Annotated in this window: 11 protein-coding genes; 6 read left to right on the forward strand and 5 right to left on the reverse strand. The window is 56.2% G+C overall.

All coding sequences use genetic code 11. From position 1 onward, the window contains the following. Positions 1–58: 58 nt before the first annotated feature. Positions 59–451 carry a malonate transporter subunit MadL gene (gene madL, locus AACY50_RS21905; RefSeq protein ID WP_221732363.1) on the forward strand — a complete coding sequence of 131 codons (393 nt, stop codon included), beginning with the start codon at positions 59–61 and terminating at the stop codon, positions 449–451. Between the two features lie 5 nt (positions 452–456). Continuing rightward, positions 457–1,221: a malonate transporter subunit MadM gene (gene madM, locus AACY50_RS21910; RefSeq protein WP_339430328.1), complete on the forward strand. Its 765-nt coding sequence runs from the start codon at positions 457–459 to the stop codon at positions 1,219–1,221. Between the two features lie 106 nt (positions 1,222–1,327). Here the strand turns inward: madM and AACY50_RS21915 are convergent, their stop codons facing one another. Then, on the reverse strand, positions 1,328–2,242 hold the full coding sequence (locus tag AACY50_RS21915; protein ID WP_339464494.1) for a LysR family transcriptional regulator: 915 nt from the start codon (positions 2,240–2,242) through the stop codon (positions 1,328–1,330). A gap of 141 nt (positions 2,243–2,383) precedes the next feature. On the opposite strand from AACY50_RS21915, the gene trhA reads away from it, so the two are divergent. Then, complete coding sequence (trhA, locus tag AACY50_RS21920; RefSeq protein WP_339430326.1) at positions 2,384–3,001, forward strand: PAQR family membrane homeostasis protein TrhA; 618 nt, start codon at positions 2,384–2,386, stop codon at positions 2,999–3,001. 42 nt (positions 3,002–3,043) lie between these two features. Here trhA and AACY50_RS21925 read toward each other — a convergent pair whose 3' ends face one another. Further along, positions 3,044–3,763: a 16S rRNA (uracil(1498)-N(3))-methyltransferase gene (locus tag AACY50_RS21925; protein WP_339430325.1), complete on the reverse strand. Its 720-nt coding sequence runs from the start codon at positions 3,761–3,763 to the stop codon at positions 3,044–3,046. 153 nt (positions 3,764–3,916) lie between these two features. Next, a complete protein-coding gene (locus tag AACY50_RS21930; protein WP_339430324.1) occupies positions 3,917–5,323 on the reverse strand; it encodes an adenosylmethionine--8-amino-7-oxononanoate transaminase in 1,407 nt (468 codons plus the stop codon). A 223-nt stretch (positions 5,324–5,546) separates the two neighbouring features. On the opposite strand from AACY50_RS21930, the gene AACY50_RS21935 reads away from it, so the two are divergent. After that, positions 5,547–7,322 (forward strand): flavin monoamine oxidase family protein, encoded by a 1,776-nt coding sequence (locus tag AACY50_RS21935; RefSeq protein ID WP_339539169.1) that lies wholly within the window; start codon positions 5,547–5,549, stop codon positions 7,320–7,322. A 155-nt stretch (positions 7,323–7,477) separates the two neighbouring features. On the opposite strand, the gene AACY50_RS21940 is transcribed toward AACY50_RS21935, so the two are convergent. Together AACY50_RS21940 and AACY50_RS21945 are read right to left on the reverse strand one after the other, a co-directional pair. Beyond that, the gene (locus tag AACY50_RS21940; RefSeq protein ID WP_339430322.1) at positions 7,478–7,630 is read right to left on the reverse strand and encodes a hypothetical protein; all 153 of its coding nucleotides are present in this window, start codon (positions 7,628–7,630) and stop codon (positions 7,478–7,480) included. Then, entirely contained in the window at positions 7,617–9,389 is a 1,773-nt protein-coding gene (locus tag AACY50_RS21945) for an anti-phage dCTP deaminase (protein WP_339539170.1), read from the reverse strand. Before AACY50_RS21945 ends, AACY50_RS21940 begins: the two co-directional genes overlap by 14 nt. A 416-nt stretch (positions 9,390–9,805) precedes the next feature. On the opposite strand from AACY50_RS21945, the gene AACY50_RS21950 reads away from it, so the two are divergent. Together AACY50_RS21950 and AACY50_RS21955 are read left to right on the forward strand one after the other, a co-directional pair. Beyond that, a complete protein-coding gene (locus AACY50_RS21950; protein WP_339430320.1) occupies positions 9,806–10,357 on the forward strand; it encodes a cytochrome b in 552 nt (183 codons plus the stop codon). Positions 10,358–10,388: 31 nt separating this feature from the next. Beyond that, complete coding sequence (locus AACY50_RS21955) at positions 10,389–10,982, forward strand: YceI family protein (protein WP_339430319.1); 594 nt, start codon at positions 10,389–10,391, stop codon at positions 10,980–10,982. The last annotated feature ends 202 nt before the right edge of the window (positions 10,983–11,184 follow it).

The following is an 11,184-nucleotide window of genomic DNA, read 5'->3' on the forward strand; positions in this document are numbered from 1 at the left end:
GACTCAAGCTTCGAACAACAAAAACAACATTCGACGATGCAATTTGAGGACTACAACAATGATTATTTACGGTGTGGCGTTTCTGGCGTTTTGTACCCTGGCGGGTATCTGGATCGGTGAAATGCTGGGCAAGTTGATCGGCGTGCCGGCCAATGTCGGCGGCGTCGGTATTGCGATGCTGCTGTTGATCGGTCTGGGCAGTTACCTCAACAAATCCGGTTGGTTCAAGGGCAAGACCGAGCAGGGTGTGGAGTTCTGGAGCGCGATCTACATTCCGATCGTGGTGGCGATGGCGGCCCAGCAAAATGTTTATGGCGCGCTGAAGGGCGGGCCGATGGCGATTCTGGCGGGAACGCTGGCGGTGGTCATTGCCTTTGCCATGGTGCCCGTGCTGGTACGCCTTGGTAACAAGGAACCGGCCGCCGTCATTCCACCCAAGACTGTGGGGTAAGCGCCATGTACGAATCATTGATGAAAGTCATCACCGGTTACGGTCTGATCAGCGGGTTCCTGATTGTCGGCCTGACCATGTGGGTGTCCTACTGGATGTCCAACACCTTCACCAAGGGCCGCTTGCACGGTTCGGCCATCGCCATTTTGCTCGGGCTGTTGCTGTCGTATATCGGTGGTGCGGTGACCGGGGGCCAGAAAGGCGTGGTGGATATTCCGATGCTCTCGGGCATCGGCTTGCTCGGCGGGGCGATGCTGCGTGATTTCGCAATCGTCGCCACAGCGTTCGGCGTGAGTGTCGATGAACTCAAACGTGCCGGATTTGTTGGGGTGCTGGCGCTGTTTGTCGGCGTTGGCACGTCCTTCATCGCAGGCGTCGGCGTGGCGATGGCGTTCGGTTACACCGATGCCGTGAGCCTGACCACCATTGGCGCAGGGGCGGTGACTTACATCGTCGGCCCGGTGACCGGTGCCGCCATTGGCGCCACTTCCGAAGTCATGGCGCTGTCGATTGCGGCAGGGCTGATCAAGGCGATTCTGGTGATGGTGATGACGCCGTTCGTGGCGCCGATGATTGGCCTGAACAGCCCTCGCAGTGCGGTGATCTTTGGCGGGTTGATGGGCACGTCCAGCGGCGTGGCCGGCGGCTTGGCGGCGACGGATCCGAAGCTGGTGCCTTATGGTTGCCTCACCGCCGCGTTCTATACCGCGCTGGGGTGTTTGCTCGGGCCTTCGGTGTTGTTTTTGCTGATGCGTGGGTTGATGGGTTAAGACAGCCTGCTGTCGGGTCTGACGCCTTCGCGAGCAAGCCCGCCTCTACATGGGGAATGCGTTTTCCTGTGGGAGGGGGCTTGCCCGCGAAGGACGCGACTCGGTTTCAGACCTGCCGATTGGCATACATTCGACACTCCGCCAACAACGCCAGCAGATTCGGATCGCGCTCCTTGGCCTTCAAAAACACCACGCCAATGTGCTGCTGCAACCGGTACTTCTCCTGCAACGGGATGAGCTTCACCCGGTTCTCGTACACCGCTGCAATCCTCCCCGGCAGCAACGCATACCCCACACCGGAACTGACCATGCTCAGCAGGGTGAAGATGTCATTGACCTGCATCGCCACTTTCGGCTCGAAGCCTGCCTGTTTGAACACCCGATTGCCGTCCTGATGCGTGGCGAAGCCTTGGGTCAGGGTGATGAAGGTTTCGTTGCGCACCTCTGCCAGATCGACTTCACTGCGCTGGGCAAACGTTGAATCGGCCGGCGTCGCGAGGAAGATGTCATCGCAGAACAGCGCAATCTGCTCGCAGTCCGGGTCGTTGATGCTGTCGTCCAGTGACACCAGAATCGCGTCGACTTCCATGTTTTTCAGCTTGTAGAGCAGGTCGATGTTGGAACCCAGAATCAAATCGATGTTGAGTTCACTGCGGCGGATCTTCAGGCCCATGATCAGTTGCGGCACGGTCTTGACCGTCAGCGAATACAGCGAGCCGAGCTTGAAGCGTTCGGCAGAGAACCCGGCAGCCTCGCGGGTCAGGCGCACGCTTTCGACCACGTCCTGGATCAGCTTCTGCGCGCGCTCTTCCAGCACATAAGCGCTTTCCAGCGGTGTCAGGTTGCGTCCTTCGTGTTTGAACAGCGGGCAGCGCAGGGCGCTTTCCAGTGAATGAATGGCGCGATGCACGCTGACGTTACTGGTTTGCAACTCGGCAGCGGCACGGGCCAGATTGCCGGTGCGCATGAAGGCGAGGAACACCTCGAGTTTTTTCAGGGTCAACTCTTCGTCGATCAGCATGGCGCGGACTCTTTTTGGTATCGGCCGATTGTGCCCAATTACCACGACCTGCGCAGGCTCGTGTTTAACAGAAACATTGCGCTTTTACGCTCAAGGCCCGAGCCTTGCGCGCTGCGGTAATGAATTTGAGGTGAGCGACACATGTATCACGGGGAACGATTGAACGCCTGGACCCATCTGGTCGGGGCGGTGGCGGCTTTTATCGGCGGGGTCTGGATGCTGGTGATCGCCAGCCTCGACGGCAGTCCTTGGAAGATTGTCAGTGTGGCGATTTACGCCTTGACCTTGCTGGTGCTGTACAGCGCTTCAACCGTGTACCACAGCGTGCGCGGGCGCAAGAAAGCGATCATGAAGAAGGTCGATCACTTTTCGATCTACCTGTTGATTGCCGGCAGCTACACGCCGTTCTGTCTGGTGACGCTGCGCGGGCCGTGGGGCTGGACGCTGTTCGGGATTGTCTGGGGGCTGGCGCTGATCGGCATTTTGCAAGAGATCAAGCCGCGCTCCGAAGCGCGGATTCTGTCGATCGTGATCTACGCGGTAATGGGCTGGATTGTGCTGGTGGCGGTCAAGCCGTTGCTGGCGGCGCTGGGCACCACCGGTTTTGCCTGGCTGGCCACGGGCGGGGTCTTGTACACCGTGGGGATTATCTTTTTTGCCCTCGACCATCGGTTGCGCCACGCCCACGGGATCTGGCATCTGTTCGTGATCGCCGGGAGTCTGCTGCATTTTGTGGCGATTCTGTTTTACGTCCTATAGACGCAATCGTCGTGGGAGGGAGCAAGCCCCCTCCCATAAGGGTTAGAAATCACCCCAAAGTTGCTGGGCCACCGCCAGTGCCACCACCGGTGCGGTCTCGGTGCGCAGCACTCGCGGGCCGAGGCGCGCAGCGTGAAAACCATTGCCCTTGGCCAACTCGACCTCGGCATCGGACAAACCACCCTCAGGGCCAATCAGGAACGCCAGCGTCGCAGGTTTTGCATGGCTCACCAGCGGCTCGGCCACCGGATGCAAAACCAGTTTCAGGTCTGCCTGCGTCTGCTTCAGCCAATCGGCCAGCAACACGGGCGGATGAATCACCGGCACCCGCGAACGACCACACTGTTCACACGCACTGATTGCAACCTGACGCCAGTGCATCAGGCGTTTGTCCGCGCGTTCGTCCTTGAGTCGCACTTCACAGCGCTCGCTGAAGATCGGGGTGATTTCAGTGACACCCAGCTCGGTGGCCTTCTGAATCGCCCAGTCCATCCGCTCACCGCGGGACAGGCCCTGGCCGAGATGAATCTGTAGCGGCGATTCAACCTGACCGGGCAACTGTTCGTCGATCTGCACCACGACGCGCTTCTTGCCGACGTCCACCAAGGAACCGCGAAACTCATGGCCGGAGCCGTCGAACATCTGCACCGCATCGCCTTCGGCCATGCGCAGCACGCGGCTGATGTAATGCGCCTGGGCTTCCGGCAGTTCGTGTTCGCCAGTGCTCAGCGGGGCGTCGATAAAGAAGCGGGACAGTCTCATGTCGGATCTCTGGAAAAATGTGAATCAGGTGGATCGGTGTCGACTTCATTCGCGAGCAAGCCCGCTCCCACAGGGAAATGCATTCCAAAATGTGGGAGCGGGCTTGCTCGCGAAAGCGGCAGACCAAACACCGCAAATCTAAAGCAAACCGAATCAGCCCGGATCACGGAAGCCGGGATGGAAATCCTTCGGCACCGCCACACTGACGCTGTCACGCGTCGCGATGTCGATGCCTTCGCTGGCGACCTCGGCGAGGAAGTCGATCTGCTCCGGGGTAATCACGTACGGCGGCAGGAAATACACCACGCTGCCCAGCGGACGCAGCAATGCGCCACGCTCCAGCGCATGCTGGAACACCTTCAAGCCGCGCCGTTCCTGCCAAGGGTAGGCCTCTTTGGTGGCTTTATCCTTGACCATCTCGATGGCCAGCACCATGCCGGTCTGGCGCACTTCGGACACGTTCGGGTGATCGACCAGATGCGCGGTGGCCGAAGCCATGCGCTGGGCGAGGGCCTTGTTGTTTTCGATCACGTTGTCCTGCTCGAAGATATCCAGCGTCGCCAGCGCTGCCGCACAGGCCAGCGGGTTGCCGGTATAGCTGTGCGAGTGGAGGAAGGCGCGCAGGGTTGGATAGTCGTCGTAGAAGGCGCTGTAGACGTCATCGGTGGTCACGCACGCCGCCAGCGGCAGGTAGCCGCCGGTCAGGGCCTTGGACAGGCAGAGGAAATCCGGACGGATGCCGGCCTGTTCACAGGCGAACATCGTCCCGGTGCGGCCGAAGCCGACAGCGATTTCGTCGTGGATCAGGTGCACGCCATAGCGGTCGCAGGCTTCGCGCAGCAGCTTGAGGTATATCGGGTGATACATGCGCATGCCGCCAGCGCCCTGAATCAACGGTTCAACGATCACTGCCGCGACACTGGCATGGTGCTCGGCCAGCGTCTGTTCCATCGCCGCGAACAGGTTGCGCGAGTGTTCTTCCCAACTCATGCCTTGCGGGCGCAGGTAGCAGTCCGGGCTTGGCACCTTGATGGTGTCCAACAACAGGGCTTTGTAAGTCTCGGTAAACAGCGGTACGTCGCCGACCGACATCGCGGCCATGGTTTCGCCGTGGTAGCTGTTGGTCAGGGTGACAAAGCGCTTCTTGTTCGGTTGGCCGCGGTTGAGCCAGTAGTGAAAGCTCATTTTCAGCGCGACTTCGATGCAGGACGAACCGTTATCGGCGTAGAACACCCGGTTCAGGCCTTCGGGCGTCATCTTCACCAGACGCTCTGACAACTCGATCACCGGTTGATGGCTGAAACCGGCCAGAATCACATGTTCAAGCTGATCGACCTGATCCTTGATGCGTTGGTTGATGCGCGGGTTGGCGTGGCCGAACACGTTGACCCACCAGGAGCTGACGGCATCGAGGTAGCGCTTGCCTTCGAAGTCTTCCAGCCAGACGCCTTCACCGCGCTTGATCGGGATCAGCGGCAGTTGTTCGTGGTCTTTCATCTGGGTGCAGGGATGCCACAGCACTGCGAGGTCGCGTTGCATCCACTGGTTATTCAGGCCCATTTACAGTCTCCTCGAGGCGGCTCGCGTCAGGCGCGGGCAAACAATCGCGCAAGCCTATGCAATGCATCGCGCGGGAACAACCCATTGTGTCGATTGAGCTACTTTGTATGAGCCGATAGACGTCGCTGGCGGCGCTTTGATGGCTAACGTATTCTTCGCGGTTCTTTGGGTCGTCTGACCCGCAAAACTGCTTTTTCCTACGTGTATTTCCGGAGTTCGCTGAATGTCTGTCGGTTGGCTGCGCGCCTGTGCGCTGGTGATGTTGGGGCTGTTCAGCGTTACAGCGCTGGCCAAGGATAAAACTGCAATCGTGATCGGCGGCGGCCTGTCGGGTCTGACTGCCGCCTACGAGCTGCAAAACAAGGGCTGGCAGGTGACGTTGCTGGAAGCCAAGCCAAGCCTGGGCGGCCGTTCGGGCATGGCCACCAGCGAGTGGATCGGCAACGACAAGACTCAGCCGGTGCTGAACAAGTACGTCTCGACGTTCAAGTTGAGCACCACGCCGGCGCCGGAATTCGTGCGCACGCCGGGTTATCTGATCGACGGTGAGTATTTCTCCGCCGCTGATCTGGCGACCAAGCAACCGGCCACTGCCGAGGCGATTAAACGCTATCAGAAAACCCTCGACGATCTGGCGCGCTCGATTGACGATCCGCAGAACCCGGCGGCCACCAACACGCTGCACGCACTGGACCAAATCAACGTGTCGAGCTGGCTCGACAAGCAGAACCTGCCGGCCACTGCGCGTCAGTTGATCAACCAGGACATCCGCACCCACTACGACGAACCCTCGCGTCTGTCGCTGCTGTACTTCGCCCAGCAGAACCGCGTTTATCGCGGTGTCTCGGACCGTGACCTGCGCGCCGCGCGTCTGGTTGGCGGCAGCCAGGTGCTGGCCCAGGCTTTCGTCAAACAGATCAAGGTCATCAAGACCAACTCGCCGGTGTCGGCCATCAGCCAGGACAAGGACGGTGTGACCGTCAAAGTCGGCGCTGTGGGTTATCAGGCTGATTACGTGGTGCTGGCCGTGCCGCTGCGCGCCTTGAACAAGATTCAGATGACGCCGGCACTCGACGCTCAGCACCTGGCGGCGATCAAGGGCACCAACTACGGCTGGCGCGACCAGATCATGCTCAAGTTCAAGACGCCCGTGTGGGAAAGCAAGACGCGCATGTCCGGCGAGATCTACAGCAACACAGGTCTGGGCATGTTGTGGATCGAGCCGGCGTTGAAGGGCGGCGCCAACGTGGTGATCAACCTGTCCGGCGACAATGCTCGCGTGATGCAAGCGTTCGGCGACAAGCAGGTGGTCGATCAGGTGCTGATTCGTCTGCACGCGTTTTATCCACAGGCCCGTGGTTCGTTCACCGGTTATGAGATCCGCCGCTACAGCATCGACCCGTCGATGGGCGGCGCCTACCTGGCCTTCGGTCCAGGCCAGATCAGCAAGTTCTGGCGCCTGTGGGAACGCCCGCTGCAACGCATAGCGTTTGCTGGCGAACACACCGACACCTTGTACCCGGGCACGCTGGAAGGCGCACTGCGCACCGGTCAGCGTGCGGCCAGTCAGGTTGAAGATCTGGCGGCAGGCAAATCGTTCGAACCGGCCAAAGTGGTTCCGGCCGCTGCAGCGGCAGGCGCAGCAGGTGCTGTGGCGGCGAAGAAGGGCAACTTCTTCAGCAACCTGTTTGGCGGCTCCGATGACGAGAAGAAGCCAGCGCCAGCCAAGGCCCCGGAACCGGCTCCAGCCCCCGTGGCTCCAGCGCCAACGCCGGCACCTGCGCCAGTTCCGGTGCAAGCGCCGAAGCCTGCTGTTGCGGTAAAAGCTGAGCCAGCGAAGAAAGCGGCGACCAAGCCGGCTGCGAAGAAGCCTGCGGCCAAAACCCAAGCCAAAAAACCTGCGGTCAAGCCTGCAGCGAAAAAGACTGAGCCGGCGAAGAAACCAGTGGTAAAACCTGCCGCCAAGCCTGCTGCAACGACCGAAACCAAGGCGCAGTAAGGCCTTGCGGTAAACAAAAAAGCGCGGCTCTGATGCCGCGCTTTTTATTGGATTGAAACCATGTTTCTATATTCGATGCGGCTATTATTTATATATCAATTATTGCAGTCGGCTCAGTTGTAGGTGCGACCGATAACTCTTATGTTTCGAGCGTATCAACGTTTTTCTTTTTGCTGTGATGGTGTTGAAGCTGCATTGTTATGCTGCGGAGATGCCTTAAGTGCTTCTTGCTTCCAGGACGGCCATTGCTCAACAGTGCGACGAGACTCCGCTAAATGGTTGAGAAAGTCTTCTTTAGTTGGTGTCATTTTGGCTTCCCTCTAGGTACTTTGATAAAAGGTTTGCGGCTATCGTTTCGCGTTCAATGTACGAGCAAGGTAGCATTTGGGTTCGTAATTTAGCATCGTGCTCGCTCCAGTCAAGAGATTGTCCATCGTCAGACTTCCTGATGACAGGATAGCCGCTACCTAGGTTGGTAGAGAATAGATTGAAAAAACTCCTAGGCCCAACTCCGATGAAGGGAGCAAATACGACATTGTCGCTTTGCTGATTTAGTGATATGGAGTCGGAATGAAAGTCCAAGGCTTTGCTCTTCGGGTAAGGTTCAACATATATTACTCTTTTTATTCCGGAGGCGACTATGTGCTTGGCGCAATTGTGGCACGGGAAAGTTGTGCAGTATAAGTCACTGCCAGAGGTGCTGATCCCTAGTCGTGCACTCGAAAGCAACGCTTCCATTTCGGCATGAACGACCCTGCCATATTCCGTAATGTCTTTGATTTTGCTTTTTTTAATGAGGGGGCGAAGCTCTTCACGATACTCCATCGGAATCACCTTCAGAATGCTGTCGATTATCAGCCTTTTTTGAGTGGCATTGGAGTCCTCTCCCTTCATATAATCGCGACCATCTTTTGCGTCTACGATTTCCTGTGTGCTTTCATCTATTTCTGGCCAATATAGTCCGCCGTGTGCTTTTGGTACATCGTTAGCTCCCGTGGAAACTATACATTTATCCTTTGTCAGTACCGCGCCAACTTGTCGGGATAAATCAGCTGATCTCAGCGATGCCGAAAATGCCATGAACATGGCATATTCATCAAATGTTGGCGTTATATAGGGCTTCCCGAAAAGTAAATCAAAAACTCTCCAGATTTGCTTCTTTAGCGAATCTGAGTTTCCGTTATAGTTAATAAAGAAATCTGAAAGATGGTACGTGTCTCGGGTATGCTGGCCATAATCGTCTCGTTCGTCTGCGTCTCTATCGATCAACTTTGACGCCTGCTCCTCGGAAATTGATTTGTCTTTAGTCAGATAATTATGTCTCCTTGTGTGATCGGCATGCACACCAATCAGGAAAAATCCATTTGAGTAAATTTTTCGAAGCCTCTGCACTTCAGCCGGGTTCTTCAAAGAGTTGATAATAAAGGACTTCCTGCGAAATGCTTCCTGCTCTTTTCGAAGTAAATTGATTCTTGCAGCAGCACCTAGTGCCAGTATTGAATTGTCCTTGCTGTTTTTTCTTAGGTTGTTTCCTTCTTCCATGTAAGCAGTAATTCTTCCATACTCGTCTGAGCTGGGAGATGGATTTCCCAGGTTTGAAATTATGTCGGTAGAGATTTTTATACGATCAGCGGTATAGTTGAATTTAAGTAGGCGCTCCTCTATTAATCCTGCGACTTCGGCGAGGTTGGTTCCAATCGTGCCGACTAGGCCGATCACTAGTTCTGAGTCGGAATAAGAATCGTCAAGAAAATAAGTGTCTGGCCCTTGAGAGTCTGCTGAAAGTTCTGCTACAGCAGCCTCTGTTTCAGTGGTGATTTCTCCGGGTTCAGAAATTTCTTCGTGTGCCTGATGATTCAGTAAATCCTCTATCAGCGATTTTAGTTGCTCTGAGGAATTCTGGTCTCCTTGGAAGGTAATGTTTCCCGTCGACGGGTACCAATTCATTATTCCTCTATTGTTGGCTCTGAACTGATGTTGATTTTGGTTGACAGTCCTCCACTCGCCTGCATTTTGCAGTGACAATAATTTTATTTTTAACTCGTCGAATTCGCCGTCAAATCGCATCCCTTATCCCTGTACTGATATTGAACTGGCATCCGGCTACTTGCCGCAGATTCCGGTTCTTGATCATTGGGAGGGTAGTAGACGACTAGTGAGCGGTCTAGCCGCGGCGACAAGGGCAATATTTTTTGCCATTTTTGGCTATAAAAGACGATGTCCTCTAAGCGTCAACCTACACAAAACAAGGTTGATTCCTAATTTTTTGTGGAGATTTCCGACACTGAATCAGTTCTGAGAATGCTTTCTGTGTCAGAATTTTTTCCTGTCGGGATAGGATTGAGGTTTTTGGTTAATTTTTCCTTAACGCGGAGGCCAGAAGCTCTTGATCGTATTTCTCGATATTTCAAAGCGAAATTTTCCGCTTTAATTCGATAGATAACTCGCTAGTCTTGGTTCGCAGTTCTCACAGGATTTGGGCAATGCCGCTACGTAACTCTTCTTCGCGCTATGGTTGGGTCAGCATCTTCATGCACTGGGGCGTGGCGCTGGTGGTCTTTGGACTGTTCGCGCTGGGCTTGTGGATGGTTGGGCTGGATTACTACAGCACCTGGCGCAAAGACGCGCCGGACCTGCACAAGAGCATCGGTCTGGTGCTGCTGGGTGTGATGGTGTTGCGGGTGCTGTGGCGCTTTATCAGCCCACCGCCGCCGACGCTGCAAAGCTACAGCCGCATGACCCGCATCGGCGCTAAATTCGGCCACGGGTTTCTGTACCTGGCGTTGTTCGCTGTGATGATTGCCGGTTACCTGATTTCCACCGCAGACGGTGTCGGGATCCCGGTGTTTGGCCTGTTTGAAGTTCCTGCACTGCTCTCCGGGCTACCGGATCAGGCAGATACCGCTGGGGTGATTCATCTCTGGCTGGCGTGGGTGGTGGTAATTTTTTCCGGCCTCCATGCGTTGGCAGCATTGAAGCACCACTTTATTGATCGTGATGCGACCCTCACTCGAATGCTCGGTCGCAAAGCCTGAAGCTCAACCTCGACTCAAAGGAAAAGAAAGCATGTTGAAAAAGACTCTGGCCGCTCTGGCAATCGGTTCTGCCGTGCTGTCCGCCAACGTAATGGCCGCTGACTACATCGTCGACAAGGAAGGCCAACACGCCTTCGTTGACTTCAAGATCAGTCACCTGGGTTACAGCTACATCACCGGTACGTTCAAAGACATCGACGGCAAGTTCAGCTTTGATGCTGCCAAGCCTGAAGCGAGCAAAATCGAATTCAACGTGCGCACCGCCAGCGTATTTACCAACCACGCCGAACGCGATAAGCACATCGCCAGCAAAGACTTCCTGGACGTGGGCAAATTCGCTGACGCCAAGTTCGTCTCCACCAGCGTCAAGTCCACTGGCAAGAACGCCGCGGGCAAAGACACGGCTGACGTGACCGGCGACCTGACTCTGCACGGCGTGACCAAGCCAATCGTGGTCAAGGCTGTGTTCCTGGGTGAAGGCAAGGATCCATGGGGCGGCTACCGTGCCGGCTTCGAAGGCACCACCAGCATCAAGCGTTCCGATTTCGGCAAGATGATGGATCTGGGCCCACAGTCCGACAACGTCGACCTGTACATCTCGTTTGAAGGTGTGAAAGCGAAGTAACTTTCGCCCGCTACACAAAAACGCCCCCGGTCGTAAGATCGGGGGCGTTTTTTATTGTCTGCATCTCACCACGGTCCCCCGGTGTCAGGATAGTTGTCGCCTCTCCGGTTTTTCCAAAAAAAGCATATCGGGGGCGGAAAGAGACTGGTCGTGCCGTACTATTCACCTGAACGCAGAGCCGCATTACTTAAGATGCTGCTTC

The sequence above is a fragment of the Pseudomonas sp. RA_15y_Pfl2_54 genome (assembly GCF_963971015.1).
Taxonomy (GTDB): domain Bacteria; phylum Pseudomonadota; class Gammaproteobacteria; order Pseudomonadales; family Pseudomonadaceae; genus Aquipseudomonas; species Aquipseudomonas baetica_A.

Bases quoted from the DNA above. Each gene is read 5' to 3' on its own strand.
- madL (WP_221732363.1), top strand. From the start codon at position 59: ATGATTATTTACGGTGTGGCGTTTCTGGCGTTTTGTACCCTGGCGGGT.
- madM (WP_339430328.1), top strand. From the start codon at position 457: ATGTACGAATCATTGATGAAAGTCATCACCGGTTACGGTCTGATCAGC.
- AACY50_RS21915 (WP_339464494.1), bottom strand. From the start codon at position 2,242: ATGCTGATCGACGAAGAGTTGACCCTGAAAAAACTCGAGGTGTTCCTC.
- trhA (WP_339430326.1), top strand. From the start codon at position 2,384: ATGTATCACGGGGAACGATTGAACGCCTGGACCCATCTGGTCGGGGCG.
- AACY50_RS21925 (WP_339430325.1), bottom strand. From the start codon at position 3,763: ATGAGACTGTCCCGCTTCTTTATCGACGCCCCGCTGAGCACTGGCGAA.
- AACY50_RS21930 (WP_339430324.1), bottom strand. From the start codon at position 5,323: ATGGGCCTGAATAACCAGTGGATGCAACGCGACCTCGCAGTGCTGTGG.
- AACY50_RS21935 (WP_339539169.1), top strand. From the start codon at position 5,547: ATGTCTGTCGGTTGGCTGCGCGCCTGTGCGCTGGTGATGTTGGGGCTG.
- AACY50_RS21940 (WP_339430322.1), bottom strand. From the start codon at position 7,630: ATGACACCAACTAAAGAAGACTTTCTCAACCATTTAGCGGAGTCTCGT.
- AACY50_RS21945 (WP_339539170.1), bottom strand. From the start codon at position 9,389: ATGCGATTTGACGGCGAATTCGACGAGTTAAAAATAAAATTATTGTCA.
- AACY50_RS21950 (WP_339430320.1), top strand. From the start codon at position 9,806: ATGCCGCTACGTAACTCTTCTTCGCGCTATGGTTGGGTCAGCATCTTC.
- AACY50_RS21955 (WP_339430319.1), top strand. From the start codon at position 10,389: ATGTTGAAAAAGACTCTGGCCGCTCTGGCAATCGGTTCTGCCGTGCTG.